The following is a 26,748-nucleotide window of genomic DNA, read 5'->3' on the forward strand; positions in this document are numbered from 1 at the left end:
GATGGATTTTTCGCCGCCGCGCGGCGGTCCATCCTGGGTAGCCACCGCAGAAGGAAACCACCATGCCGACACGTCAACTGCGTGAAGAACTGCAGCGACTGCGCGACCAGCTGGAACAGCAGCCGCCGCTGAGCGAAGAGCAGCGCGGGGAGCTGGAGACGCTGATAGAAGACATCGAACTGCAACTGGCCAACGAGGAAGCCCTCGCCGACGACAGCCTGCTGGATGGCGTCAACCTGGCGGTGGAGCGCTTCGAGGTCAGCCACCCGACCCTCGCCGGCACCCTGCGCTCGATCATGCAGAGCCTGGCCAACATGGGCATCTGAACCCTTCCCCCGGCGGCCCGCCCCTCTTGGCGCGGGCCGCATCGTCTTTACCAGAGCGGCAATGTGTAACTAATGATGACGCGGGTTTCGTCCACGTCGTTGCCGAAGTCGCTGCGGAAACTGCCGTTGCGCACCTTCAGGCCCAGGTTCTTCAGCGCCCCGCTCTGCACCACGTAGCCGATGTCGGTGTCGCGTTCCCATTCCTTGCCGTTGCCCTGGCCATCGAGCAAATCGATGTTGTCGCCGCGCAGGTAGCGCGTCATGAAGGTCAGCCCGGGCAGGCCGACGGCGGCGAAATCGAAGTCGTAGCGCAGTTGCCAGGAACGCTCGTCCTTGTTGGCGAAGTCGCCGATCTGCACGAAGTTGGTCAGATACGGGTCGGTGCCGGCCAGGTAGGCGTAGCCGGTGTCGCCGGACATGCGCTGGTAGCCCAGGCCGAAGCCATGGCCGCCCAGCCGGTAGGTGAACAGGGCGTTGAGCGCGCGGTTGTCGACGTTGCTGCCGCCCTCGTCGGTGGAGCGCGCCCAGCGGATGTCGGACTTCAGCGACTGGTCCCTGGCGATCGGTAACAGGTGCACCAGGCCCAGGTAGTGCTGGCGGTAGAAGTCCTCCAGGTTGCCGTAGTGGTAGCTGGTGCTCAGGTTCTCGTTCCAGCGGTAAGTGCCGCCGGCCAGGTTGAAGCGGTCGCTGGCGCTGTGCCGCCCGGGCAGGATGTTGCGCTTGTTGCCGCGGGTGATGCTCAGGTCCTCGGCGTTGGTGGAGTCGCGCTGCTTCACCTGGCGCAACTGGCCGAGTTGCACGGCCAGGCCGTCGATCTCGTTGATTTCTGCCAGGCCGCCCTGGAAGGCCTGCGGGTGCAGGCGGGTGTCGTTGTACTGCACCACCGGCAGCTTGGGCGTCAGGGTGCCGATCTTCAGCGTGCTGTTGGCGGCGCGCAGCTTGGCGGTCAGGCCCAGGTCGGAATAATCGTCGGCGGCGCGGCGGTCGCTGGCCGAATACGGCAGCAGGCCGGAGCCGGAGCGGTCCGGGCTGGAGTCGAGCTTGAGCCCGAGCAGGCCCAGGGCGTCCAGGCCCACGCCGATGCTGCCCTCGGTGTAGCCGGACTCGTAGCGCAGCAGGAAGCCCTGGGCCCACTCCTCCGAGTAGGACTGGCTGGCGCCGGCCTGGCGGTAGTCGCGGTTGAAGTAGAAGTTGCGCAGTTCCAGGCTGGTCTTGCTGTCGCCGATGAAGTCGGCCTGGGCGCAGAACGGCAGGCAGGCGGCGACCGAGGCCAGCGCCCGTGCGGGAAGATTTTTCATTGTTGTTGTCTCTTCGTTCGGTGAGGTGAGGCGGCGCCCTCCTGCGGCGCCGCGTGGGGGATGGCGGTCAGTCGGCGAGCATGCCCTCCAGGCGCTGGCGCACCAGGGCGCGGGCCTGCTCGACGATATCGCGCAGCAGCTCGGCACAATCCGGCTCATCAAAGATCAGGCCCTGGACCATGCCGGCCGACCAGATGCCCAGGTCGGTGTCGCCCTGCTCGTAGACGCCGCGCCCGCGCTGGCCGCTGACCAGCGCGGCGATATCGGCGTAGGTGGCGCCGCCGCGCGCCTCGATCGCCCGCACTTCCTGGCTCACTGCGTTGCGCGCCACCCGCGCGGTGTTGCGCAGGCTGCGCATGATGAGGTCGGTGGAACGCTCGTCGGCGGCGCGGATGGCCGCCTTCACCTGCGGGTGGATCGGGCATTCGCGGGTGCTGAGGAAGCGCGTGCCCATGTTGATCGCGTCCGCCCCCAGGGCCAGCGCCGCCACCAGCCCGCGGCCGTCGGCGAAACCGCCGGAGGCGATGATCGGCACCCCCAGGCGGTTGGCCGCGACCGGGATCAGCACCAGCCCGGGGATATCGTCCTCGCCGGGGTGGCCGGCGCACTCGAAGCCGTCGATGGACACCGCATCCACGCCCAGTTGCTCGGCCTTGAGCGCATGGCGCAGCGAGGTGCACTTGTGGATCACCTTGACGCCATGCCGGCGCAGCTCGGCGATGTGCTCGCCGGGGTTGTTGCCGGCGGTCTCGACCACGCCGATGCCGGCCTCGATGATCGCCGCGCGGTACTCGGCATAGGGCACCGGCTTCTGCGTCGGCAGCAGCGTCAGGTTGACGCCGAAGGGCTTGTCGGTCAGCTCGCGGCAGCGCGCGATCTCCCCGGCCAGCGCTTCCGGGCTCGGCTGCGTCAGCGCCGACAGCGTCGCCAGGCCGCCGGCGTTGGCCACCGCCGCGGCCAGCTCGGCGCGCCCCACCCACTGCATGCCGCCCTGCATGATCGGGTGCTCGACGCCGAAGGTCTCGGTGAAACGGGTGTTGAAGATACCCATGACGCCTCCGTGGTCAGATCGGGTCCCAGGAGAACACGTCCGGGCTGCGCGCCAGGTCCATGAAGCTGCCGCGCAGCGCCGGCATGCCGTGCTCGGCGATGCTCTGCGGCGTCCAGCCGTGCTCGCTGTGCACGCTGCGCAGCGGGCGGCTCTGGCTCATCAGGAACAGCTCGTGGTTGCGCGCGGCGAACACCTGGCCGTTGACCTCGCGGGCGGCGTCGGAGGCCAGGTACACGGCCAGCGGCGCGTTCTTGTCGGGGGTCATGCGCTGCAGCTTCTCCACCCGCGCCTTCTGTTCCGGGGTATCGGCCGGGATGGAGTCGGTCATGCGGCTCCAGGCGAAGGGCGCGATGCAGTTGGAACGCACGTTGTAGCGCTGCATGTCGAGGGCGATGGACTTGGACAGCGCGACTATGCCCAGCTTGGCCGCCGAGTAGTTGGCCTGGCCGAAGTTGCCGATCAGCCCCGAGGTGCTGGTCATGTGCACGAAGGCGCCGCTGCCCTGTTCGCGGAAGCGCTCGGCGGCGGCGCGGCTGACGAAGAAGCTGCCGTTGAGGTGCACGTTGATCACCGACAGCCAGTCCTCGGCGCTCATCTTGTGGAAGATGGCGTCGCGCAGGATGCCGGCGTTGTTGACTACTATGTCCAGCTGGCCGAAGGCGTCCAGGGCGCTGGCGACGATGCGCCGGGCGCTGTCCCAGTCCGACACGCTGTCGGTGTTGATCGCCCCCTCGCCGCCGCGCTGGCGGATCAGCCCGAGGGTTTCCTCGGCCGGCGAGGCCGAGCCGCCCTCGCCACCCAGCGACACGCCGATGTCGTTGATCAGCACCTTCGCCCCGCTGTCGGCCAGGGCCAGGGCGATCTCGCGGCCGATGCCGCCACCGGCGCCGGTGACGATCGCTACCTTGCCTTCGTTCAGTCGTTCGGTCATCGCTCTTTCCTCTCGTATGGATTCGGCTGCGGCCTTCAACCCGGCAGGCCGAGCAGGCTCTTGGCCAGAATGTTGCGCTGGATTTCGTTGGTGCCGCCGTAGATGGTGGTGGGCCGCGACTGGATGAAAATGCCCGCCGGGTGCAGCTCGGGGTCGTCGGCCAGGGGTTGCAGCAGCGCCGAATCGGGGCCGGCGATCTCCAGGCCCAGTTCGCTGATGCGCTGGTACAGCTCGGACTGGTGGATTTTCAGCATCGACACCTCCGGGCCCAGGTTCTCGCCGCGCCGCAGGCGCTCGGCGAAGTGCCCGTACAGCGCCTTGTGGCAGTCCAGGTCCATGCTCAGCGCGGCGAAGCGCTGGGCGAACGCCGGGTCGTCCCACAGGCCCTGGCGCCGGGCCAGACGCGCCAGGCGCTCGAAGGCGAAGGTGGCCTGCTTGGGCGAGCCGAGGAAGATGCGCTCGAAGCCCAGCAGCGCCTTGGCCATGCTCCAGCCCTGGTTGACCTCGCCCACCAGGTGCTCGGCCGGTACCCGCACGTCGTTGAAGAACACCTCGCAGAACTCGCCCTGCAGCTCCAGGTTGAGGATCGGCCGCACCTCGACGCCGGGGCTGTCCATCGGCACCAGCAGGAAGCTGATGCCCTGCTGCGGCTTGCCGCCGCGCTCGGTGCGCGCCAGCACGAAGATCCAGTTGGCCTCGCTGCCCATGGTGGTCCAGGTCTTCTGCCCGTTGATCACCCACTGGCCACCTTCCAGTACCGCCTCGGTGCGCAGGCTGGCCAGGTCGGAGCCGGCGTTGGGCTCGCTGTAGCCCTGGCACCAGATGTCCTCGCCGCTGAGGATGCGCGGCAGGAAGCGCTCGCGCTGGGCGTCGCTGCCGTAGCGGATCAGCAGCGGGCCGAGCATGGTGATGCCGCTGTCGGGCAGGCGCGCGCAGCCGTAGCCTTCCATTTCCTCGATCATGATCAGCTGCTTGCCGGCGGAGAGGCCCATGCCGCCGTAGCGCACCGGCCAGCCGGGGCACAGCCAGCCCTGGCGCGACAGCGCCTGGTACCACTCCCAGGTGTCGTCGCGGCCCAGGCGGTGGGCCGGGTTGCGGATGCGTTGCGGGTAGTTGGCAGCGATCCACTCGCGCACCATCAGGCGGAACTCGCCATCGCCCATGGCGTTGTAGTCGGTCATTTCAGTGCCCTCGGCTCATTGTCCGGTGAATGCGGGGGTGCGCTTGGCCAGGAAGGCCGCCTTGCCTTCGGCATGGTCGGCGCTGAGGAACAACTGGCTCTGCAGCTCGCCCTCGCGCTCCAGCAGTAGGTCCAGGCCATCGGCGAGCAGGGCCTTGGTCATGGCCAGCGGCAGCGGCGCCTGTTGCTCGACCAGGGCGGCGCGGGCCATGGCCGCGTCCAGCGCCGCGCCGGGTGCGCAAAGCTGGTCCACCAGGCCGATGCGCAGCGCCTCCTCGGCTTCCAGCACCTGGCCGAACATCAGGATCTGCCGGGCCCGGCCATGCCCCACCCGCGCCGGCAGGGTATGCAGCAGGCCGAGGTCGGCGAGCAGGCCGACCTTGCCGAAGCCGGCGGCGAAGCGCGCCGTGCCGCCGCACACCAGGCTGTCGCAGGCCAGCGCCACGGACAGCCCGGCGCCCACCGCCCAGCCTTCGATGGCGGCGATCAGCGGCTTGCCCATGCCCACCATCTGCCGCACCAGGGCGGCGTTGTCGTGCATGCGCGCGCGGCCGGCGCCGAGCCCGGCGACGTTCATGTCGCTGAGGTCGCCGCCGGCGCAGAACACCTCCGCGCTGCCGGTGATCACCACGCTGCGCACCTGCGCGTCGGCGTCGGCCTCGCGCAGGGCCTGCAGCAGTTCCTGGCGCAGCGCCGGGGCCAGCGCGTTGCGCCGCGCCGGGTTGTTGAAGCGCAGCAGGCGCACGCTGCCGTGGGTTTCTTGCAGCAGCATCCCGCTCATCAGGCCACCTCCCGTTGCAGCAGCGCGATATAGCGCGCCTTGTGAAAGGCCAGCGAACCCTGGGCGTTGAGCAGCACCATGGCGCGGCGCAGGAACAGGCCGATGTCGGCCTCGTCGGTGAAGCCGATGCCGCCGTGCAGCTGGATCGCCTGGCGGGTGACCAGCAGCGCGGCCTCGGCGGCGCGCACCTTGGCGGTGGATACCAGGCGCCGGACCTCGGCCAGCGGCGCCCGGGCGTCGATGGCGTCGGCGGCCTGGGCGACCACGGCGCGCGCCAGTTCGATCTGGATCTTCAGGTCGACCATGCGGTGCTGCAGGGCCTGGAAGCTGCCGATGGCGCGGCCGAACTGGCTGCGCACGCCGAGGTAGTCGCGGGTGCGCTCGAAGGCGGCATCCATCAGCCCCACCAGGTAGGCGGCGCAAGCCAGCGCGGCTTCGTCCAGCGCGGCGGGCGGTGCCGCCAGAGCGCGGGCCGGAGTGGCGTCGAAACGCAGGCGCGCCAGATGGCCGCCGTCCTGGGTCGGTTCCTGGCTCAGGCGCAATCCTTCGGCGCCGCGCTCCACCAGCGCCAGGCCGCCGTCGCAGGCCACCAGCCAGGCGTCGGCGGCGGCGCCCAGGGCGACATGGCCGACCTCGCCATGCAGCTTGCCGTCGCGCAGTTGCGGCAGCATGGCGCCTTCGTCGTAGGCGATGCCCGCCGGCAACACCAGCTTTTCTCCGGCCAGCAGCGCTTCGCGCTCCGCGTCCGGCAGCAGCGGCGCCACCAGGCTCGCTTCGATCAGCGGTTCCGGCAGCAGGCCGCGCCCCAGTTCCTCCAGCAGCGCGGCGTATTCGGCCATGCCCAGGCCGCTGCCACCCAACTCTTCTCCCAGGCGCAGGCCCGGCCAGCCCATGGCGCAGACTTCGGCCCAGGCTGCGCGGTCGACGCCCGGCTCGCTGAAGCGCAGGCGGCGCACCCGGCCCAGGTCGCCGTCGGGCGGGACCAGGGAAGCGGCGCTGTCACGGATCATGCGCAAGCGCTCCTCGCGCTCGCGGGCCAGTTCGGCGGTGTCGGTCATGTCGTCGTACTCGTGTCGGTGGAACGGCTCCCGGCCTCGGCGGCCCGGTACTTGAAGCTGCCCGAGGCGCTGGCGACCAGTTCGCCGTCCTCGTTGTGGATCTCGGCTGCGCAGAAGCACAGGTTGCGCGTGCGCCGCAGCACCCGGCCGACGGCGTTGAGCTCGCCGCGGGCGGTGCCCATGAAGTGCGTGGCCATGTCGATGGTGACCATCGAGCAGCCCGGCGAGCAGATGCGGATGGCCCCGGCCATGGCGGCGTCGAGCACGGTCATCAGCACCCCGCCGTGGAAGTGGCCGAGGTAGTTCATCAGCTCCGCGCGGTGCTTCAGGCGGATGCGCGCCAGCTCGCCCTCGGCCCAGCGTTCCAGGCCGATGAACTCCTGGAAGGTGAAGCGGCCGGCGGGGAACACCGTCGCGGGCTCGGCCAGGCTGGCCGCCATGGGTGAATCGTTCATCGCAAGGGGCTCCGTCATGGGCTCAGGCCTTCAGCGGCCGCGGCTCGGTGGCATCGGCGCGCGCCGGGGCGACCGGCTCGGCGCCGGCATCGGCGTCGCTCGATGCGCGGTTCGGGTCGTACAGGCGGTCGGGGATGAACAGCGCCGGGATCAGGCCGGTGATCACGTAGGTGATGCCCATCACCAGGAAGCCGGCGCCGATGGAGATGTGCGAGGCCAAGAGGCCGATGGCCGCCGGCGCCACCGCCGCGCCGACGCGGCCGAGGTTGTAGGCGGTGCCCACCGCGGCGCCGCGCACCCGGGTGGAGAAGCTCTCGGTCATGTAGGTGGCCAGCACGCCCACCGGCACGCCGTAGATGAAGCCGAACAGGGTGAGAATCCAGACGATGTTCTCCGGCGTGTGCCAGAACACGATCAGCGGCATGAAGATGGCGCTGCCGATGGCGCCGGCGGCGAAGGTGGCGCGGCGGCCGAAGCGGTCCGAGGCGACCCCGGCGGCCACCTTGCCGAGGATCATCGCGGTGTAGGTGCCGACCATGTAGCCGGTCATGGACTTGAAGTTCATGCCCAGCTCGCTTTCCAGGTACGAGGGCATCCAGTTGTTGGTGCCGTAGTAGCCGAACAGCAGGAAGCACGAGGTCAGCGTCCACAGCAGGAACATGCGCCGCGTGCCCGCATCGGCCAGCAGGCCCTGCACGCCGCCACGGGCGGCGGGTGCGGCACGCACGCCGGCCGGCTGCTGGCGGCGCTGGGCGCGGGCCGCCAGCCACGACGGCGACTCCGGCACCCAGGGGCGCAGCGCCAGGCAGATCAGCGCCGGCGCCAGGGCGGTGAAGAACAGCGTGCGCCAGCCGAACTCCGGAATGATCTGCCCGGCGAGGATGGTCGCCACCAGGTAGCCCACGGTCCAGCCGGCCTGCATGGTCGCCAGGATGGTGGTGCGGTACTTGGTGGTAACGAACTCGGACATCAGGATGTTGCAGGCGACGAACAGCGAACCCAGGCCCAGCGAGGACAGGAAGCGGATCAGCGCGAACTGCCAGTAGTTGTGCGTGAGCCCCAGCAGCGCGGTGCCGAGCGAGAAGATCACGATGGTCCAGGTCACCACCCGCACCCGGCCGAAGCGGTCGCAGCACCAGCCGCCGTAGATGCCGCCGATGGCCATGCCGGCCAGGGTGATGCTGCCCAGCGAGCCGGCCTCGAAGTTGCTCAGGCCGAACTCGGCCTTGAGGCTGTTCAGGCTGTAGGCGAGGAACATCAGGTCGACGCCGTCGGCGAGCAGCCCGAGGAAGCAGAAGAAGAAGGCGATGACCAGGGTCCGCCGGGGGAACCCGGCGTCCTGGGGAGGACTCATGGATGCGCTCATTGTTCTTGTTCTCGCAGGTTGGTTGAGGGGGTTGTCGCCATGCCGCCCGGCTCAGCTGTTCGCCTCCGGCGTCAGGCGCACGTGGCCGTTGTCCAGCACCACCCGATCGCGCTCGACCACGCGGGTGCGGAAGGAGCCGTCGCTCCAGATTTCCGTGCGCAGGGTCTCGCCGGGGAATACCGGCGCGGAGAAACGCACCTGCAACTGCCCGAAGCGCTCCGCGCGGTAGTCGGCGAAGCCGCGCAGCAGCGCATGGAAGGCCACGCCCAGGGTGCACAGGCCATGCAGGATCGGCCGGGGGAAGCCGCCGCGGGCCGCGGCCGCCGGGCTGGCGTGGAGCGGGTTGTCGTCGCCGTTGAGGCGGTAGTACAGGGCCTGCTCCGGGCGCGTCGGCAGGTCGATGGCCAGGTCCGGCGCGCGCTCGGGCAGGCGGTGCGGCTGGCCCAGCGACTGGCTGTCGCCGCCGAAGCCGCCGTCGCCGCGCAGGAAGGTGGTGCCGCGGGCGATGGCCAGCACCTCGCCACTGGCGGCGTCGCTGAGCACCTTCTCGCTGTACAGCAGCGCGCCCTTGCCGGCGCCCTTGTCCACCAGGCCGGTGACGCGGGTACGGCCGATCACCTCGCCTTCGGGCGGCAGCGGCTTGAGCCACTCCACGCTCTGCTCGCCGTGCACCAGGCGCAGGGCGTCGACGCCGGTGTCCGGGTTGCCCAGCCAGAAGCCCGGGTGGCCCAGCACCACGGCCATGCACGGCAGCGCCTGGATATCGCGGTTGGCATCGACGAAGGCCAGTTGGTGCTCGTCCATAGGGTCGGCGCCCAGGCCCACCGACAGCGCGTAGAAGGCGCTGTCCTCGCGGCTGTAGCGCTGGCGCACCTCGGGGATGCGGTAGTTCAGCAGGTGCTCAGGATTCAGCGCCATGGGCCACCTCCTGCACTTCCAGCACCGCGTCGGCGGCCCAGGCGCCCTGCCCCTCGGGCATGGCGAACACCGGGTTGAGGTCCACCGAGCGCAGCCGCGGGCCGGCCTGCGCGGCGAACTGCGAGAGCCGCGAGAGCACCTGCGCCAACGCCTTCACGTCGGTCACCGGGCGGCCGCGTGCGCCGAGCAGCAGCGGCGCGCCCTTGATGCTGCGGATCATCGCCTCGGCCTCCTCCGCACCGAACGGGCAGCGGCGGAACACCACGTCCTTCAGCACTTCGACGAAGATGCCGCCCAGGCCAAACACCGCCACCGGGCCGAACAGCGGGTCGCGCTGGATGCCCATGAAGCACTCCACGCCGCCCTGCAGCTGGCGCGCCACCAGCACGCCGTCGATGCGCGCCTGCGGGGCATGTTCGGCGGCGCGCTGCAGCAGCAGGTCGAAGCCTTCGCGCACCGCCGCCGCGCTGTCCACGCCCAGCAGCACGCCGCCGATCTCCGACTTGTGCAGGATGTCCGCCGAGGCGATCTTCAGCACCACCGGGAAGCCGATCTGCTCGGCGAAAGCAGCGGCCTCCGCGGCGCTCACCAGCACCCGCTCCGGCGCCGACTCGATACCGGCGCGGGCCAGCAACTGTTTGGCCTCGGCCTCCCCCGGCGTGCGCGGCGGCAACTCCACTCCGCCGGGCGCCGGCACCTGGCGCAACGGTTTGGCGAAGGCCTCGCCGAGCCGGCCCATGGCCTGGATGGCGTGCACCGCGCGGGTCGGGTCCTCGAACAGGGCGAAGCCGGCCTTGCGGTAGGGTTCCAGTTCCTCGCCCTCGCCCATCACCGAGACCACGAACAGCCGGTCCGGGTGGTCGGCCTTGATCCGGCCGAACTGCTCGGCCAGCTTCGGGCCGATGGAGGCGACGGTGCCGGCCTGGGTGAAGAAGGCGATCAGCGACTTGTAGCCGCCGTCCACCACCATGGATTCGGTGAAGTCGTGGACCAGGCTCAGGTCGTTCAGGGCCTGGGCGGTGCAGTCCACCGGGTTGATCGGCGAGGCGAACGACAGCCGCTGCTTCAGCCGCGCCTGGGCCGCCTCGGGCATGGGCGGCATCGGCAGGCCGACGTCCTCGGCGGCGTCGCTGACGATGATCCCGGCGCCGCCGCTGACGGTGATCATCCCCAGGCTGTTGGCCACCGGGTAGATGCGCTGGGTGGCGAGGTAGGCGATGTCGATCAGTTCCTCGGTATTGCGCGCGCGGACCACCGCGTAGTCGGCCAGCACCGCGTCCAGCACCTTGTCGTCGCCGGCCAGGGAAGCGGTGTGGGACATGGCCGCGCGGCCGCCCAGCTCGCTGCGCCCGACCTTGTGCAGGATCACCGGCTTGCCGGCGCGGTGGGCGGCCGCCAGGGCGGCGAGGAAGCTGTCGACGTTGCGGATGGATTCGGCGTAGGCCATCACCACGTCGACTTCCGGCGACTCCACCAGCCAGCCGATGGCGTCGCCCAGGGTGACGTCGGCCTCGTTGCCGGTGGCCACGCAGATCGGCGTGCCCAGCCCGCGCTGCCGCGCCAGGCCCAGCAGGTGCGCGCCGTAGGCGCCGGACTGGGTGGCGATGCCGACGCGCCCGGCCAGCGGGATGCCGCGCTCCAGGCTGGTGGAGAAGAAGGCGTAGTAGCCCAGGTTGGCGTTGAACACGCCCAGGGCGTTGGGGCCCAGCAGGCGCATGTTCGCCGCGCGGGCGGCCTCGACCATGGCTTCCTGCATCAGCACGCCCTCGCCGCCCACCTCGCTGAAGCCGGAGGAGAACACGATGGCGCTGCGCGCGCCCTTGCGGCCCAGGGCCTGGATGGTCTCCAGCACCTGCGGCGCTGGCAGCGCGACTATGGCCACGTCGGGCGCCTCGGGCAGCGCCTCGACGCTGGCGAAGGCCGGCAGGCCCTGGATTTCGCTGCGGTTGGGGTTCACCGGCAGGATGCGGCCGCCGAAGCCGTTGCGCAGCATGTAGGCGATGGGCCGGCCGCCGATGCGGTGCGGGTCGCTGGAGGCGCCGACCACGGCCACGGAACGCGGTTGCAGCAGGGGCGTGAGGCTGGCGAAGCGCGAGGCGTTGCCAGGGTGTTGCGAGTGACTCACTGACATGGCTTTCCACCTGAACTGTTGACGGTTGCCGGAGCGTGCGTCCCGGCGCGAGGGCGAGCGCGTCCACGGCGGGCCGCCGAAGCGGCCACCGCTGGGGCGCCGAACCCGGGGGTTTCAGAGCACCGACTGGGTGCCGAGCAGGGCCGTGACCTGGCTGGACAGGGTGCCGCCGTTGCCGTGCAGCAGGGCGACGTCGGCCTTGCGCAACTGGCGCTCGCCGGCCTGGCGGCGCAACTGCGTCACCGCCTCGATGATCAGGAACATGCCGTACATGCCCGGATGCACGCAGGACAGCCCGCCGCCGTTGGTATTCACCGCCAGCTCGCCGCCGGGGGCGATACGCCCGCCCTCGACGAAGCGCCCGCCCTCGCCCTTCGGGCAGAAGCCGAGGTCTTCGAGGAACAGCAGGGTGTTGATGGTGAAGGCGTCGTAGAGCATCACCAGGTCGATGTCGGCGTGCGTCACCCCGGCCATCTGCATGGCGCGCGGGCCGCTTTCGCTGGCGGCGGTGACGGTGAGGTCGGGCATCGCCACGATGGAGCGGTGCCACTGCGCGCCGGCGGCGCCGAGGAAGTACACCGGCGCATTCGGCAGGTCGCGGGCGCGCTCGGCGCGCACCAGCACGCAGGCGCCGCCGCCGTCGGTGACCAGGCAGCAGTCGGCCTTGCTCAGCGGGTCGCTAACCATACGCGCGGCGAGCACCTCTTCGACGGTCAGCGGGCCGCGGGCGAAGGCCTCGGGGTTGAGATTGGCCCAGCCCCGCGCGGCCACCGCCACCTCCGCCAGCTGCGCGCGGGTGGTGCCGTACTGGTGCATGTGGCGGCTGGCGGCCAGGGCGTAGGCGGTGATCGGGTGGCGCGGCTTGTAGGGCGTCTCGTGCCACTGCGGCTCGCTCATCGACACCAGTTTGCCGCCGGCGGTGCGCTGGTTGGAGCCGTAGCAGATCAGCGCCGCGTCGCACAGCCCGGCTTCCAGGGCCAGGGTGGCCTGCAGCAGGTGCAGTTCGAAGCTGGAGCCGCCGATATTGGTGCCGTCGACGAACTTCGGGCGGATGCCCAGGTATTCGCAGACCGACAGCGTCGGGAAGGCGTGGGAACTGGTGGCGGCGAACACCGCGTCGATGTCGGACAGCTTCAGCCCGGCGTCGGCGATGGCCTTCACCGAGGCCTGGCCGAGCAGTTCGATGGCGCTGTGGCCGGGGGCCTCGCCGATGCCGGCGCTGCCGATGCCGACGATGGCGGTCTTGCCGCGCAGGACCTGGCTCATGGCTGCACCTGCGCAAGCGCGTCGAACACCACCACGGGGGTGCCTTCCTGCTCGACGATGCGCGCCTTCAGGCGGGCGCCGATGGGCAGTTCGAGATGGCCTTCTATGCGCGACATCATGCGCACGCCCTCGTCCAGATCGACCAGGGCGACGTTGTAGTCGCCGCCTCGGGCGCGGTTCACGGTGATCGCATAGAGGGTACCCAGGCCGCTGGCCGGCACCCATTCCAGGTCCGTCTCGCCGCTGCCCGGCACCAGGTTGCGCGGGTAGAAGACGTAGCGCCCGGTGGAACGGCTGCGCTGCAGCATGAAGCGGCCCTGGGCCAGGAAGGCGAGGTACTGGGCCTCAGGGCCCGGAACGACGCACTCGGGGAGATCTGCCACGTAGGTCCTCCTTTATTCTTGTTCGACCTTTGCTGCAAAGTGCAACGACGTGGACGCACCAACCGGCGACTTCAGGGCAGCGGTTGTGCGCTCCGTGAAGCCAGCATATATTCACCCCGCTGAATGTCAACCCGAATACTGAATATGAAAAATAACGAAACCGCACCGGAAGCCAGTACCAAGAGCGCCAGCACCAAGGATGTAGGGGCCGTGGTGAACGCCATTCAGATCCTCCGCCACCTGGCCCACGCCGAAGCCCCCGAAGGCGTGGCCGCCATCGCCCGCGCCACCGGCATCAGCCCGAGCAGCGCCTTCAATATCCTGCGCACGCTGCACAACGAGCAGCTGGCGTCGTTCGACAACGAGACCAAGACCTACCAGCTGGGCCTGGGCCTGTCGGAACTGGCGGTGAGCTTCATCGGCCGCAGCTACGCCGACCTGATCCAGCCGGAACTGGAGCGCCTGAGCCTGGCCCACCGGATACTCGTCGCCCTCTGGCAGGTCACGGACGACGCGCACATCCGCGTGATCGCCCGCTCCGAGCCGCAGATCGCCCACGTCAACGTGGCCATGGGCACGCGCCTGCCGGAACTGGTGGGCGCCGCCGGGCGCTGCATCGCCGGCCTGCGCCAGCTGCCGGAGGACGAACTGCGCCGGCGCCTGTCGCGGGTGCGCTGGGAGAACCCGCCGGCCTTCGAGCAGTACCAGGCCGACGCCCACGAAGCCCTGGAACGCGGCTGGGCCATGGACCAGGACCACCTGTACCGCGGCATGAGCATGGTCGCCAGCGCGGTCACCGACCGCGACCGGCAGCCGCGCTTCATCATCTCCGCCATCGGCATCAGCGCCCAACATCGCCGCGATGAACTGGAAAGCATCGGCAGCAGTTTGCGCGATACCGCCAGCTTCATTGGCCGCGCGCTCTTTCCCCAGGGCAAGGGCAGGAAGGCGTAGAATCAGAATGCCATTCAGTATCGGGAAAGGCATTCGGCGGGAATGACGCGAGGGGATTACGATCGCGCGGCCGGAGTCCGCTCCTACGAGGAAACTCCATGCCTCACGACAACTGTAGGAGCAACTGTCTTGCGCCGATGAGCTCTTCGTAGGATGGGTTGAGCTTGCGATACCCATGCTGCCGTGGTGATGGGTATCGCTTCGCTCAACGCCATCCTACGAAAAGCCGTGCTTCCTGGAACCGGAGGGGCTCTGCGCGCGATATCGCGCGCAGGGCGCGCTCCTACAGGGGAATGGCGCGGGTGGCGCAGCGTAGGAGCGGATCTCATCCGCGAATCGCGCCGGAATCTCCGTCCGCGATGAAGCCGTCGTTACTGCCGCACCAACCGACGGTTGTCCGGCGCGATCTCACCGCTGCTGCGGTAGGGATTGATATCCAGCCCGCCACGACGCACATAGCGTGCATAAACGGTCAGCCGGCTGGGCTGCAGCAGACGCTGCAGGTCGAGGAAAATGCGCTCCACGCACTGCTCGTGGAAATCCTGGTGCTGGCGGAAGGAAACCACGTAGGCCAGCAGGCTGGCGGGGTCGAGCGCCGGGCCGGCGTAGTCCACCACCAGGGTGCCCCAGTCCGGCTGGCCGGTAACCGGGCAGTTGGATTTCAGCAGGTGGCTGTAGAGCACTTCGTCCACCCGCCGGGCATCGTCGCAGCGCAGCAGCTCCGGGCGCGGATGGTCGTAGCTGTCCACGGCGATGTCGAGGTCGTCGATGCAGCGGCCGGGCAGTTTCGCCACGCCCTCCTCGGCCACTTCGTCCAGGCTGCGCAGGCGCACGCCCACCGGGGCGCCTGCGGCGGCGGACAGGTCGCGCTCCAGCACCGCCCGCAGCGCCTCGCGGCTGTCGAACGGGCTCTGGTTCAGCGAGTTGAGGTAGAGCTTGAAGGACTTCGACTCGATGATGTTCGGCGACTGCGCCGGAATGGCGAATTCGCCGATGGCCACCACCGGCTTGCCGCCGGGGGTCAGCCAGGACAGTTCGTAGCAGTTCCAGATGTCCACGCCGCAGTATGGCAGGTTGGCGCCGTCCAGGCCCAGCTCGGCCCACTTGGTGGCGCGGCTGATGGGGAACAGCAGCTCGGGCGCGTAGGTGGAGACGTATTCGCTGGATTTGCCCAGCGGCGAGTGTTCGGCGGGATGCTGCATGCAATGGACCTGCGGAAATCGTGTCGGCGCCCGCCGGGGTGGCAGGCCGGGCAAGTGTATACAAATGCCCCGGTGGTTTCAGCAGGCGCGGGATGCCTGGGTGACGGTTGGCGGCCTCGGAGCGCCTTTCGTAGGATGGGTTGAGCTTGCGAAACCCATGCGGTTGCGCTGATGGGTATCGCTTCGCTCAACGCCATCCTACGAAAAGCCGTGCTTCCCTGGAGGCGTAGGAGCGGATTCATCCGCGATTGCGCCGACGCTCAGGGCTCGACGGTCAGGCGGCCGACCATGCCGGCCTGGTAGTGGCCGGGGATGTTGCAGGCGAATTCCAGCTCAGTGGCCCGGGTGAAGGTCCAGGTCAGCTCGGCGGTCTTGCCCGGCTCCACCAGCACGCTGTTGGGGTCGTCGTGCTTCATCATCTTCGAATGGTCCATGCCGTGCCCCATGCCGGTGGGCGTGAGCATGCCCATCGCCTGCATCTGCTGCATTTCCTTCTGGTGCTCGGCGTGCAGGGCGGCGTTGCCCAGGTTGAATTCGTGCAGCAGGCTGCCCTTGTTGTGGATGACGAAGCGCACCGTCTCGCCGGCCTTCACCTGCAGCGACTCGGGCTCGAAGTACATCTCGCCCAGGGTGACCTCGACGCTGCGGGTGGCCTGGGCGGCCGCGGCCGGCTTGCCGAAGTCGTACCCATGGCCGTGGCCGGCGTCGGCCAGGGCCGGCAGGGCGAAGGCGGCGGCGAGGCCGAGGATGGCGGCATTGAACAGTTGGCGTGTACGCATGATGCGGACCTCTTGCAGATGATTGCCCCCATGTTGCCGCCGGCCACCTGCCGGTTGGCTGTCGGGAAGATTACAGTTGTGTCAGCTTGGCGGCGCCATCGGCAGCGCTGGATACAATGACCGGCATTCCCGCCACGGAGGCCATCCACCTTGAAACTGCTGATCGTCGAAGACGAACCCCGCATCGGCCAGTACCTGCGCCAAGGCCTGAGCGAGGCCGGCTATGCCGTGGACCTCTGCGGCGACGGCGCCGAGGGCGAACAACTGGCGCTGTCCGGCGGCTACGACCTGGCGATCCTCGACGTCATGCTGCCCGGCCGCGATGGCTGGCAGATCCTCCAGTCGGTGCGCCAGGCCGGCCTGGCCCTGCCGGTGCTGTTCCTCACCGCGCGCGACGCCGTGGAGGACCGCGTGCGCGGCCTGGAACAGGGCGCCGACGACTACCTGGTCAAGCCCTTCGCCTTCGTCGAGCTGCTGGCCCGCGTGCGCACCCTGCTGCGCCGCGGCGGCCAGCAGTTGCAGGAGACCGTGCTGCAACTGGCCGACCTGGAGCTGGACCTGCTGCGCCGCCGGGTGCAGCGCGGCGGCCGGCGCATCGAGCTGACCGCCAAGGAGTTCGCCCTGCTGGAACTGCTGCTGCGCCGCCACGGCGAGGTGCTGCCCAAGTCGCTGATCGCCTCCCAGGTGTGGGACATGAACTTCGACAGCGACACCAACGTCATCGAGGTGGCCATCCGCCGCCTGCGCGCCAAGGTCGACGACGACTTCCCGCAGCGCCTGATCCACACCGTGCGCGGCATGGGCTACGTGCTCGAAGAGCGCGCGCCGTGAGCGCCGCCGCGCGGGTTTCGCTGGGCGTCCGCCTGAGCCTGCTGTTCGCCGCCTGCACCGCGGCCGTGTCGCTGATCGCCGGGGTGGTGTTCAGCCGCGCCAGCGAGGCGCACTTCGTCGAGCTGGACCGCCAGGCGATGGCCGGCCGCCTGCCCTTCTTCCGCGAACTGCTCGGCCCGGTGCGCGACCCCGCCGGCCTGGCCACTCAACGCGGGACGCTGGAGCACGAACTGACGCGCCACCCGGACCTGGGCCTGCGCCTGGAGGGCGCCGACGGCCAGCGCTGGCTGGACGAGCCGCCGCGCATGAGCAGCGGCATGGAGGGCATGGGCGAACCGCCCGCCTACCGCGAGATGCGCGTGCCGCTGGACCCGGCCGAGCCCGCCGGGCGCCAGCTGACCCTGGTGCTGGACATCACCCACCACCAGCACTTCCTTGGCCGCATGCAACAGCTGATCTGGCTGACCATGGGCCTCTCCGCCCTGGCCACCGCGCTGCTCGGCGCCTGGGCCACCCGCGCCAGCCTGCGCCCGCTGCGGCGCATGCGCGAAGTGGCGGCGCAGGTGTCGGCGCAGTCGCTGACCACGCGCCTGGACGCCGCGCGCCTGCCGGCGGAATTGCGCGGCCTGGCCAGCGAGCTGAACGCCATGCTGGCGCGCCTGGAGGAGGCCTTCCAGCGCCTGTCGGCGTTCTCCGCGGACATCGCCCACGAGCTGCGCACGCCGCTCACCGCGCTGCTGACGCAGACCCAGGTGGTGCTGTCGCGCCCGCGCGGCGAGGACGACTACCGCGAGGCGTTGCACGGCAACCTGGAGGAACTGCAGCGGCTGACCGCCATGGTCAACGACATGTTGCTGCTGGCCAAGGCCGACCACGGCCTGCTGGCCCCCGGGCGCGACAGCCTGGACCTGGCCGCGGAAGTGGACGCCCTGCTGGAGTTCTACGCGCCGCTGGCCGAGGACCAGGGCGTCCACCTGGCGCGCGAGGGCCAGGCGCAGGTGCGCGGCGACCGCGGCATGCTGCGCCGGACGCTGGCCAACCTGCTGGACAACGCCCTGCGCTTCACCCCCGCAGGCGGCGCCGTCCGCGTGCGCCTGCGGCCCGGCCAGGTCAGCGTGGAGAACCAGGGCCCGGCGATCCCCGCCGAGCAGTTGCCAAGGCTGTTCGACCGCTTCCACCACCGCGAGGCGGCCCAGCGCGAGGGCCAGGGCGTGCACGCCGGCCTCGGCCTGGCAATCTGCCGCTCCATCGTCCAGGCCCACGGCGGCCGCATCCGCGCCGAATCCGCAGACGGCTGGACACGCCTCATCATCGAATTACCGCCGGAAATGTAGGGCGAATAACCGTTCGCGGTTATCCGCCGCCACACCCAAGCCCCCAGCCGTGCCCAGGTCAGCCCCGGAGCCGCCTGGAACCAAGGCCAAACGGCGGATAACGCCGTAGGCGTTTGCGCCCTACGCCAAGCCCACCGTAGGGCGTATAACCGTTCGCGGTTATACGCCGCCACACCCAAGCCCACCGTCAAATCACCAGCCGCCCACTCGCCACCAGCCGCGCCTGGCCGGCAATACGCACGCGGTCGCCTTCCAGCCGGCACCAGAGCTCGCCGCCGCGGGCCGAGCACTGCAAGGCGCGCAACTGCAGCTTGCTCAGGCGCTGCGACCAGTAGGGGATCAGGCAGCAGTGGGCGGCGCCGGTGACCGGGTCTTCGTTGATGCCGATGGCCGGGGCGAAGAAGCGCGAGACGAAGTCGTGCTCGCCCTCCCCCCGCGCGGTGACGATCACGCCCAGGTACGGCAGCTTCGCCAGGGCGACGAAGTCCGGCTTGCAGGCGCGCACCGCCTCTTCCGATTCCAGCAGCACCATCAGGTGCGCCGTGGTGCTCAGCGCATCGACCACCGGCAGGCCCAGGGCCTGCTCCAGCTCCACGGTGCTGCCCGCCTCGTGGGGCGGCTGCGCCGGGAAGTCCAGGGCCAGGCGCTGGTCCTCGCGGTACACCCGCAGCGGGCCGGACAGCGAGTTCAGCTCCAGGCGCTCGCCCGGCTCGCCGAACACTTCGAACAGCACATGGGCGCTGGCCAGGGTGGCGTGGCCACACAGCGGCACCTCGGCGGTCGGGGTGAACCAGCGGATGCGCCAGCCATCGGCCTCGCGGACCAGAAAGGCGGTCTCCGACAGGTTGTGCTCGGCGGCGATGTTCTGCATCAGCTCGTCGGCCAGCCAGGCGTCCAGGCGATAGACCATGGCCGGGTTGCCGGCGAACGGACGATGGGTGAAGGCATCGACCTGGTGGAATTCGAGCTGCATGGCGTTCTCCTCTGAATGGGGCTCCAGCATGCCGTCCCGCGCGTTCGGCGCTGCTATACAGTGTGCGACTTTCGCATCGGCACAGTCGCGCCCTCAGGCCCGGCCGATGGCGGCAAAACTGGCCGAGGTCAGCCCGGCCAGGGTCTCGGCGCTCAGCTCCACCTCCAGGCCGCGGCGCCCGGCGCTGACGTGGATGCTCGGGTACTGCCGGGCGGACTCGTCGATGAAGGTGCGCAGGCGCTTCTTCTGCCCCAGCGGGCTGATACCGCCGACCAGGTAGCCGGTGGCCCGCTGCGCGGCGGCAGGGTCGGCCATGTCGGCCTTCTTCGCCCCGGCGGCATGGGCCAGGGCCTTCAGGTCGAGGCTGCCGGCCACCGGCACCACGGCCACCAGCAGCTCGCCCTTCTCGGTGGCGGCGAGCAGCGTCTTGAACACCCGCGCCGGCTCCAGGCCGAGCTTCTCGGCGGCCTCCAGGCCGTAGGACGGCGCCTTGGGATCGTGTTCGTAGCTCAGCACGCGGTGCTCGGCGCGGGCCTTCTTCAGCAGGTCGATGGCGGGGGTCATGGCGGTCCGGGGTCTGTCCGTGAACGATGCCCAAGCATAGCAAGGGCCGGCGGCCGAATCCGCCACCGCCGCCTGCGCGCGCGGCCCTTCACCCGGCGCGCGGAATGGCCTAAGGTCGCAGACGACCCGGGCTCTGCCGGATGCAGCACAAGGCCAACGTCATGACCGACAGCCAGCACAAGAAATACCTCGTCGCCCTCGACCAGGGCACCACCAGTTCCCGCGCCATCATTTTCGACCGCGACGCCAACGTGGTCAGCGTGGCCCAGCGCGAATTCGCGCAGATCTATCCCCAGGCCGGCTGGGTCGAGCACGACCCCATGGAAATCTGGGCCACCCAGAGCTCGACCCTGGTCGAGGCCCTGGCCCAGGCCAGCATCGGCTTCGGCGAGGTGGCGACCATCGGCATCACCAACCAGCGCGAGACCACGGTGGTGTGGGACAAGGCCACGGGCCGGCCGATCCACAACGCCATCGTCTGGCAATGCCGGCGCAGCGCGGGCATCTGCGAGCAACTGCGCGCCGACGGCCTGGAGCCCTACATCCGCGACACCACCGGGCTGGTCATCGACCCCTATTTCTCCGGCACCAAGCTGAAGTGGATCCTCGACAACGTCGACGGCGCCCGCGAGCGCGCCCGCCGCGGCGAGCTGCTGTTCGGCACCGTGGACAGCTGGCTGGTGTGGAAGCTCACCGAGGGCGAGGTGCACGTCACCGACTACAGCAACGCCTCGCGCACGCTGCTGTTCGACATCCACAAGCTCGACTGGGACGATCGCCTGCTGGCGGCCCTGGACATTCCCCGGGCCATGCTGCCGAAGGTCCAGGCCTCCTCCGGGGTGTTCGGCCAGGCGCGGGTCGGCGGCCTGGGCGTGCACCGCACGCCCATCGCCGGGATCGCCGGCGACCAGCAGGCCGCGCTGTTCGGCCAGCTCTGTGTGGAGCCCGGCCAGGCGAAGAACACCTACGGCACCGGCTGCTTCCTGCTGATGCACACCGGCGCCAAGGCGGTGAAGTCCACCCACGGCCTGCTCACCACCATCGCCTGCGGGCCCCGCGGCGAGCCGCAGTACGCCCTGGAAGGCGCGGTGTTCAACGGCGGCTCCACGGTGCAGTGGCTGCGCGACGAGCTGAAGGTGATCAACGACGCCCACGATTCCGAGTACTTCGCCAGCAAGGTCAAGGACAGCAACGGCGTCTACCTGGTGCCGGCCTTCACCGGCCTGGGCGCGCCCTACTGGGACCCGTACGCCCGCGGCGCGCTGTTCGGCCTGACCCGCGGGGTGAAGGCCGACCACCTGATCCGCGCCACCCTGGAATCCATCGCCTACCAGACCCGCGACGTGCTCGACGCCATGCAGCAGGACGCCGGCGAGCCCTTGCGCGCCCTGCGCGTGGACGGCGGCGCGGTGGCCAACAACTTCCTCATGCAGTTCCAGGCCGACATCCTCGGCACGCCGGTGGAACGCCCGCAGATGCGCGAGACCACGGCGCTGGGCGCCGCCGTGCTGGCGGGGCTGGCCAGTGGCTTCTGGCAGGGCCTGGACGAGTTGAAGGGCAAGGCGGTGATCGAGCGGGTGTTCCAGCCCAACTGCGAGGCGGCCGAGCGGGAGCGGCTATATGCGGGGTGGAAGAAGGCGGTGGAGCGGACCAGGGGCTGGGCGGAGCCGTAGGGCGTATAACCGCGAACGGTTGTACGCCGATGTGCCCGAGCCCATGCCCGGCTTGACGGTCAGGGTCGGAGTGGTCCGGACAGGGGCTTCGGGTTTGGCTCCGCAGTGGCCTGGGGCTAAGGTGAAACGGCGGATAACCGCGAACGGTTATACGCCCTACGTCTGTCGGTTATTCCTGTGCGGCGGGGGCGTCCATCTGCGCCCATAGCGAGGGGCCGCCGGCGGATTTTTCCACCGCGGCCAGGCGCGCGGCGTGGGCCGCCAGTTCCTCGTCGCTGGCGCGGATCACCCGGGTCAGCGCGCGGCCGGCCGCCAGGCGGCGGATCGCGCTGGGCTGCGGGCGGCCGCTGCCGTCGCCCTCGGCGCCCTGGCCGGCCAGCGACAGGCTGGTCTGGCCACCGGTCATCGCCAGGTAGACGTCGGCGAGGATCTCGGCGTCGAGCAGTGCGCCGTGCAGGTCGCGGCCGGAGTTGTCGACGCCGTAACGCTTGCACAGGGCGTCGAGGTTGTTGCGCTGCCCCGGGTGGCGCTCGCGGGCCATCATCAGAGTGTCGAGCACCGAGCAGTAGTCGCTGACCTCGGCGCGCTCGCTCTGCCCCAGCAGAGCGAACTCGTTGTTGATGAAGCCGATGTCGAACGCCGCGTTGTGGATGATCAGCTGGGCGCCGTGGATGAACTCGTAGAACTCGTCGGCCACCTCGCGGAAGCGCGGCTTGTCCTTGACGAACTCGTTGGTGATGCCGTGAACGGCGATGGCGCCCTCGTCGATCTCGCGATCGGGCTGCAGGTAGACGTGGAAGTGGCGGCCGGTGAGGCGGCGGCCTTCCAGCTCGACGCAGCCGATCTCGATGATCCGGTGGCCATCGGTGACCGGCATGCCGGTGGTTTCGGTATCCAGTACGACGCTGCGCATTTCGGGACCTTGTTGCTTTGACCAGGGAGGGCGCCCGAGGGCGCCCGTTGCAATATTCAGCGTGGCAGTTCGGCGACGCCGCGGTTGGCGAGCATGTCGGCGCGCTCGTTGCCGGGGTGCCCGGTGTGGCCGCGCACCCACTGCCATTCGACATTATGCCGGTTGACCTGCTCGTCCAGCGCCTGCCACAGGTCGGCATTCTTCACCGGCTGCTTGGCGGCGGTCTTCCAGCCGCGCTTCTTCCAGTTCGGCAGCCATTCCTTGATGCCTTTCATCACGTACTCGGAGTCGGTGACCAGGCGGATCTCGCAGGACCGCTTGAGCGCCGCCAGGGCCATGATGGCCGCCGTCAGCTCCATGCGGTTGTTGGTGGTCTCCAGCTCGCCGCCCCAGAGTTCGCGCTCGGCGCCCTTGTAGAACAGCACCGCGCCCCAGCCACCGCGGCCGGGGTTGCCCTTGCAGGCGCCGTCGGTATAGATGACGACCTTCTCTTCTTCGCTCATATCACCTTCAGTACGGCCCACGGCGTCCCGCCCCGGGATGGTGGCACGAGGGACTGGCGAAGGCCGTCGCTAGATTTCGGAATCGCGCCGGCTGACCTTGGCCACCGGCAGCGGCACCAGTTGGCCGCGGGCCTCGCGGCGGGCCTGGCGCAATGGCCGCAGGCCGACCACCAGCTTGCGCGCCACCAGCAGGTAGAAGCCGGCGCCGGTGCCCTTCAGGCCCGCGCCCCAGCCTTCCATGCGCGCCAGGCGCGTCTGCCAGGCAGCCGAGGCAAGCGGCGGACGATAGCACCCGAAGCGGCGTTTCTCCAGCGCGAAGCCCAGCAGGTTGAGCCAGTCGCAGACGCGCCCGGGGGAAATGCAGCGCGCCCGGCCCAGGCCGTCGGAGGCGAAATAATGCCGCAGGCCCCAGGCGCTGCGCGGGTTGACGCCGATCACCAGCAGGTGCCCGCCGGGGCGCACGCTGCGCGCGGCTTCACGCAGCAGGCGGTGCGGCGACAGGCAGAAGTCCAGGCCGTGCTGCAGCAGCACCACGTCGGCGGCGTGCTCGCCCAGCGGCCAGGCGCATTCGTCGCAGGCGATCTCCACGCCCGGCAGCGGCGGCCCCAGGCGCACGCCGCGCTGGATGTTGCCGGTGCTCTCCGGCAACTCGGCGTGCGGGCCGTAGTGCACCAGGTAACCGCCGAAGTAGCGCTGCAGCTCGTCGCAGAGCAGGCGCTGCTCCTCGGCCAGCATCATGGCGCCCAGCGGCCCGGCGAACCAGTCGCGCGCCTCGGCGATCAGCTCCAGCCAGTCGGCATCGGCCTGGGCGAAGGGTTCTCGTTCCATTCTCACCACCCCCTGAAACAGGTTGGCTGTCGCCGCCGGGAGGGCGGTCGACGCCGTTCGGCGAACACAGGACGGCACATTCGCACTACTATGCGCCAACCTATTCCGCTTAGCGACATCCGGCCATGATACAGATCGACGTGCTACCCGCCTTTTCCGACAACTACATCTGGCTGTTGCAGGATGTGACCACCCGGACCTGCGCGGTGGTCGACCCGGGCGACGCCGCGCCGGTGGAGGCCTGGCTGGCCGCGCACCCGGGCTGGCGCCTGGCCGACATCCTGGTCACCCACCACCACCAGGACCACGTCGGCGGCGTGGCGCGCCTGAAACAGACCAGCGGCGCCCGCGTGCTGGGCCCGGCCGGCGAGCGTATCCCGGCCATCGACCTGGCGCTGCGCGACGGCGAGCAGGTCGAAGTGCTGGGACTGGGCTTCGAGGTCATCGAAGTGCCCGGCCACACCCTCGGGCACATCGCCTACTACCATGCGGACGCCGACGCGCCCCTGCTGTTCTGCGGCGACACCCTGTTCGCCGGCGGCTGCGGCCGCCTGTTCGAGGGCACCCCGGCGCAGATGCACGCCTCCCTGGGCCGACTCGCCGCGCTGCCGGGCGCCACCGGCGTGTACTGCGCCCACGAATACACCCTGAGCAACCTGCGCTTCGCCCGCGCGGTGGAGCCCGGCAACGCCGAGCTGGCCGCGCGCTTCGACGAGGTCAGCGCCTGGCGCGAGCAGGGCCGGATCAGCCTGCCCTCCAGCATCGCCCTGGAACGGGCCACCAACCCCTTTTTGCGCACCTCGGAAAACAGCGTGAAAAAAGCCGCCGACGAGCGGAACGGCGGGCCGGTAGCCAGCCCCGCAGAGGTTTTTGCGGTCATTCGGCAATGGAAAGATAAATTCTGAGGTCTGGCGAAATCTTGACCACGTCCGGCGCGGTTTCTAGAATCCCCGAAATTTTTACCCTGGACAAAGTCATCCGCCAATGCCGCCAAAGACCAGTAAGACCAGCGATCTAGACGCATTGGCTCGTGCCATACGAGTCTCCGTCCTGCTCGGCGCCGGCGCCCTCGCCGGCTGCCAGACCAGCCAGCACAGCGGCACCGACCAGGACACCCTGACCTACCGCCCCGCCAGCCGCGCGGTGGACGTACAGTTCAACCCGGCCTACGCCGACAGCGACATCTGGCAGCGCATGCGCCACGGCTTCCAGCTGCAGGCCGACGCCACCGACACCAACCCGCGCATCGAACGCCAGCGCCTGTGGTTCGTCAGCAACCAGGCCTTCATCGAGCAGGCCTCCGAGCGCGGCAGCCCCTACATGCACTACGTGGTGGAGCGCCTGGAAGAGCGGCAGATGCCGCTGGAACTGGCGCTGCTGCCGATGATCGAGAGCGCCTACAACCCCCTGGCCGTGTCCCGCGCCCAGGCGGTGGGCCTGTGGCAGTTCATCCCCACCACCGGCACCCATTTCAACCTGCGCCAGACCAGCTGGTACGACGGCCGCCGCGACATCAAGGCCTCGACCAACGCGGCGCTGACCTACCTGAACCGCCTGCACGACATGTTCAACGGCGACTGGCTGCTCGCCCTGGCCGCCTACAACGCCGGCGAAGGTACCGTCAGCCGCGCCATCGAGCGCAACCAGAAACTCGGCCTGCCGACCGACTACTGGAACCTGCCGCTGCCCCAGGAAACCCAGGACTACGTGCCCAAGCTGCTGGCCCTGTCGCAGCTGGTGATGTCGCCGGAAGCCTACGGCATCAACCTCAACCCCATCGCCAACGAATCCTACTTCGCCGCGGTGAAGGTCAAGCCCGGCCTGGACCTGTCGCGCGTCGCGGCGCTGGCCGAACTCGACGAGGACGAGCTGTACCTGCTCAACCCGGCCTTCAAGCGCCGCATCACCATGGACGGCCCGCAGCAGCTGCTGGTGCCCAAGGAGAAGGTGGAACGGCTCAAGGCCGGCCTCGCCTCCCTGCAGCCCCAGGACCTGGTGAGCTGGAAGCAGTACAAGGTGCGCCGCGGCGACAGCCTGCGCAGCATCGCGGCCAAGCACGGCATCAGCGTGGCCGAGCTCAAGAGCAGCAACCGCCTGAGCTCCAACCGCGTGCGCAACGGCCAGGCGCTGCTGATCCCGGCCAAGGGCAGCCGCATGCCGGAACTGGAGCCCGCGCGCCAGGTGGCCAAGGCCGGCGCGACCAAGGCGCCCAGCCTGGCCAACGCCACCCGCAGCTACAAGGTCAAGAGCGGCGACAACCTCTGGCAGATCGCCCGCGCCACCGGCGTCGGCGTCGACGACCTGAAGCGCTGGAACGGCCTGGACAGCCACGGCGTCAAGCCCGGCCAGGTGCTCAAGCTGCAAGGCGCCACCCAGCTGGCATCGCGCAGCGGCGCCAGCGGCAAGGCCAAGCAGCAGCAGGAAGCGGCGACCTACTACAAGGTCAAGCAGGGCGATTCCATGTACCTGATCGCCAAGCGCTTCAACGTCGAGATGCAGCACATCAAGCGCTGGAACCCGCGCAGCAGCGCCCACGCGCTCAAGCCTGGGCAGACGCTGACGCTTTATCTCGATACCGCGAGTCGTTGATTTTCCGCCCGGCCCAGCCATGGCGTTGGCGGCAGGCGCGGTGTAACGGCGGATAACCGCGAACGGTTATTCGCCCTACGCCCAGGGTGGGCCTGGCGTAGGGCGCATAACGCCTACGGCGTTATCCGCCGTTTGACCTTGGCCACAGCTCCCTCGGCGCCGAGCACGGAGCCGCCCGCCCCCGGCAACTTTTTCCCCGAAAGCACGGCCTAAGCATCCGGCCCGAGCTTTTTCCCCGCAATACAAGCTGTTACCGTGGCCCTCTCGGGACGCCCGTGCAAACGCCGGCGCGCCGTCGCCCGCCGCGTCGTGCGTCCGCTGCCGCCCCTTGCACGGGACGGGCCCCAACCAGTACAAACGATGCCAGCCCGAACGCACCTACGAGCAGACCATGCCCAGAATGCCGACCAGCGCCCCTCGCCCCGCACCCGCGCCCACCACCGGATCGGCGGCGGAGCGCC

The 26,748-nt window shown here is 69.7% G+C and carries 26 protein-coding genes; 7 read left to right on the forward strand and 19 right to left on the reverse strand.

Annotation, left to right across the window (positions count from 1 at the left end):
• Positions 1–62 precede the first annotated feature (62 nt).
• Positions 63–326 (forward strand): DUF4404 family protein, encoded by a 264-nt coding sequence (locus FG99_RS01895; RefSeq protein ID WP_009619150.1) that lies wholly within the window; start codon positions 63–65, stop codon positions 324–326.
• 47 nt (positions 327–373) lie between these two features.
• Here the strand turns inward: FG99_RS01895 and FG99_RS01900 are convergent, their stop codons facing one another.
• From FG99_RS01900 to FG99_RS01955, 12 genes are all read right to left on the reverse strand, one after another.
• Positions 374–1,624, reverse strand: coding sequence for an OprD family porin (locus FG99_RS01900; RefSeq protein ID WP_043266919.1), 1,251 nt, complete (start codon positions 1,622–1,624; stop codon positions 374–376).
• Between the two features lie 67 nt (positions 1,625–1,691).
• Entirely contained in the window at positions 1,692–2,675 is a 984-nt protein-coding gene (locus tag FG99_RS01905; RefSeq protein WP_043266921.1) for an NADH:ubiquinone reductase, read from the reverse strand.
• A 13-nt stretch (positions 2,676–2,688) separates the two neighbouring features.
• Positions 2,689–3,606 (reverse strand): SDR family NAD(P)-dependent oxidoreductase, encoded by a 918-nt coding sequence (locus tag FG99_RS01910; protein WP_043266922.1) that lies wholly within the window; start codon positions 3,604–3,606, stop codon positions 2,689–2,691.
• 35 nt (positions 3,607–3,641) lie between these two features.
• The gene (locus FG99_RS01915) at positions 3,642–4,787 is read right to left on the reverse strand and encodes an acyl-CoA dehydrogenase family protein (RefSeq protein WP_043266924.1); all 1,146 of its coding nucleotides are present in this window, start codon (positions 4,785–4,787) and stop codon (positions 3,642–3,644) included.
• 15 nt (positions 4,788–4,802) lie between these two features.
• On the reverse strand, positions 4,803–5,567 hold the full coding sequence (locus tag FG99_RS01920; RefSeq protein ID WP_043266927.1) for an enoyl-CoA hydratase/isomerase family protein: 765 nt from the start codon (positions 5,565–5,567) through the stop codon (positions 4,803–4,805).
• Entirely contained in the window at positions 5,567–6,625 is a 1,059-nt protein-coding gene (locus FG99_RS01925) for an acyl-CoA dehydrogenase family protein (protein ID WP_043266929.1), read from the reverse strand. Before FG99_RS01925 ends, FG99_RS01920 begins: the two co-directional genes overlap by 1 nt.
• Positions 6,622–7,065, reverse strand: a complete 444-nt coding sequence (locus FG99_RS01930) for a PaaI family thioesterase (RefSeq protein WP_051878357.1) — start codon at positions 7,063–7,065, stop codon at positions 6,622–6,624. The genes FG99_RS01925 and FG99_RS01930 overlap by 4 nt, the downstream gene beginning before the upstream one ends.
• A gap of 37 nt (positions 7,066–7,102) precedes the next feature.
• Positions 7,103–8,446, reverse strand: a complete 1,344-nt coding sequence (locus FG99_RS01935) for an MFS transporter (protein ID WP_043266933.1) — start codon at positions 8,444–8,446, stop codon at positions 7,103–7,105.
• Between the two features lie 51 nt (positions 8,447–8,497).
• Positions 8,498–9,364 carry a MaoC/PaaZ C-terminal domain-containing protein gene (locus tag FG99_RS01940; RefSeq protein WP_043266934.1) on the reverse strand — a complete coding sequence of 289 codons (867 nt, stop codon included), beginning with the start codon at positions 9,362–9,364 and terminating at the stop codon, positions 8,498–8,500.
• Positions 9,348–11,495 carry an acetate--CoA ligase family protein gene (locus tag FG99_RS01945; RefSeq protein WP_043266936.1) on the reverse strand — a complete coding sequence of 716 codons (2,148 nt, stop codon included), beginning with the start codon at positions 11,493–11,495 and terminating at the stop codon, positions 9,348–9,350. The genes FG99_RS01940 and FG99_RS01945 overlap by 17 nt, the downstream gene beginning before the upstream one ends.
• Positions 11,496–11,609: 114 nt before the next feature.
• Positions 11,610–12,761, reverse strand: a complete 1,152-nt coding sequence (locus tag FG99_RS01950) for a thiolase (RefSeq protein WP_043266938.1) — start codon at positions 12,759–12,761, stop codon at positions 11,610–11,612.
• Positions 12,758–13,144 (reverse strand): Zn-ribbon domain-containing OB-fold protein, encoded by a 387-nt coding sequence (locus tag FG99_RS01955; protein ID WP_009619130.1) that lies wholly within the window; start codon positions 13,142–13,144, stop codon positions 12,758–12,760. The genes FG99_RS01950 and FG99_RS01955 overlap by 4 nt, the downstream gene beginning before the upstream one ends.
• A gap of 144 nt (positions 13,145–13,288) precedes the next feature.
• On the opposite strand from FG99_RS01955, the gene FG99_RS01960 reads away from it, so the two are divergent.
• Positions 13,289–14,098: an IclR family transcriptional regulator gene (locus FG99_RS01960; protein WP_043266940.1), complete on the forward strand. Its 810-nt coding sequence runs from the start codon at positions 13,289–13,291 to the stop codon at positions 14,096–14,098.
• A gap of 371 nt (positions 14,099–14,469) precedes the next feature.
• Here FG99_RS01960 and queF read toward each other — a convergent pair whose 3' ends face one another.
• The gene (queF, locus tag FG99_RS01965) at positions 14,470–15,300 is read right to left on the reverse strand and encodes an NADPH-dependent 7-cyano-7-deazaguanine reductase QueF (protein WP_043266942.1); all 831 of its coding nucleotides are present in this window, start codon (positions 15,298–15,300) and stop codon (positions 14,470–14,472) included.
• A gap of 260 nt (positions 15,301–15,560) precedes the next feature.
• Positions 15,561–16,079, reverse strand: coding sequence for a copper-resistant cuproprotein CopI (locus FG99_RS01970; protein WP_043266944.1), 519 nt, complete (start codon positions 16,077–16,079; stop codon positions 15,561–15,563).
• Between the two features lie 150 nt (positions 16,080–16,229).
• Between FG99_RS01970 and FG99_RS01975 the strand changes: the two genes are divergently transcribed.
• Entirely contained in the window at positions 16,230–16,910 is a 681-nt protein-coding gene (locus FG99_RS01975) for a heavy metal response regulator transcription factor (protein ID WP_043266946.1), read from the forward strand.
• Positions 16,907–18,244, forward strand: coding sequence for a heavy metal sensor histidine kinase (locus FG99_RS01980; protein ID WP_043266948.1), 1,338 nt, complete (start codon positions 16,907–16,909; stop codon positions 18,242–18,244). Before FG99_RS01975 ends, FG99_RS01980 begins: the two co-directional genes overlap by 4 nt.
• A 187-nt stretch (positions 18,245–18,431) precedes the next feature.
• Here FG99_RS01980 and FG99_RS01985 read toward each other — a convergent pair whose 3' ends face one another.
• Together FG99_RS01985 and ybaK are read right to left on the reverse strand one after the other, a co-directional pair.
• A complete protein-coding gene (locus tag FG99_RS01985) occupies positions 18,432–19,217 on the reverse strand; it encodes a PhzF family phenazine biosynthesis protein (RefSeq protein WP_043266950.1) in 786 nt (261 codons plus the stop codon).
• Between the two features lie 93 nt (positions 19,218–19,310).
• On the reverse strand, positions 19,311–19,781 hold the full coding sequence (gene ybaK / locus FG99_RS01990) for a Cys-tRNA(Pro) deacylase (protein ID WP_043266952.1): 471 nt from the start codon (positions 19,779–19,781) through the stop codon (positions 19,311–19,313).
• A gap of 161 nt (positions 19,782–19,942) precedes the next feature.
• Between ybaK and glpK the strand changes: the two genes are divergently transcribed.
• The gene (gene glpK, locus FG99_RS01995) at positions 19,943–21,454 is read left to right on the forward strand and encodes a glycerol kinase GlpK (protein WP_043267902.1); all 1,512 of its coding nucleotides are present in this window, start codon (positions 19,943–19,945) and stop codon (positions 21,452–21,454) included.
• A gap of 169 nt (positions 21,455–21,623) precedes the next feature.
• Here glpK and dnaQ read toward each other — a convergent pair whose 3' ends face one another.
• The 3 genes from dnaQ to FG99_RS02010 all read right to left on the reverse strand — a co-directional run bounded on the left by dnaQ (position 21,624) and on the right by FG99_RS02010 (position 23,698).
• Positions 21,624–22,367: a DNA polymerase III subunit epsilon gene (gene dnaQ / locus FG99_RS02000; protein ID WP_043266954.1), complete on the reverse strand. Its 744-nt coding sequence runs from the start codon at positions 22,365–22,367 to the stop codon at positions 21,624–21,626.
• A 56-nt stretch (positions 22,368–22,423) separates the two neighbouring features.
• A complete protein-coding gene (rnhA, locus tag FG99_RS02005; protein WP_009619116.1) occupies positions 22,424–22,870 on the reverse strand; it encodes a ribonuclease HI in 447 nt (148 codons plus the stop codon).
• A gap of 69 nt (positions 22,871–22,939) precedes the next feature.
• Positions 22,940–23,698 (reverse strand): class I SAM-dependent methyltransferase, encoded by a 759-nt coding sequence (locus tag FG99_RS02010; protein WP_009619115.1) that lies wholly within the window; start codon positions 23,696–23,698, stop codon positions 22,940–22,942.
• A gap of 125 nt (positions 23,699–23,823) precedes the next feature.
• Here FG99_RS02010 and gloB point away from each other — a divergent pair, with 125 nt between their 5' ends.
• Positions 23,824–24,603 carry a hydroxyacylglutathione hydrolase gene (gloB, locus tag FG99_RS02015; protein WP_043266956.1) on the forward strand — a complete coding sequence of 260 codons (780 nt, stop codon included), beginning with the start codon at positions 23,824–23,826 and terminating at the stop codon, positions 24,601–24,603.
• 79 nt (positions 24,604–24,682) lie between these two features.
• Positions 24,683–26,287 (forward strand): LysM peptidoglycan-binding domain-containing protein, encoded by a 1,605-nt coding sequence (locus FG99_RS02020; protein WP_043266958.1) that lies wholly within the window; start codon positions 24,683–24,685, stop codon positions 26,285–26,287.
• The last annotated feature ends 461 nt before the right edge of the window (positions 26,288–26,748 follow it).

It is taken from the genome of Pseudomonas sp. AAC (genome assembly GCF_000725445.1).
Lineage (GTDB): Bacteria > Pseudomonadota > Gammaproteobacteria > Pseudomonadales > Pseudomonadaceae > Pseudomonas > Pseudomonas citronellolis.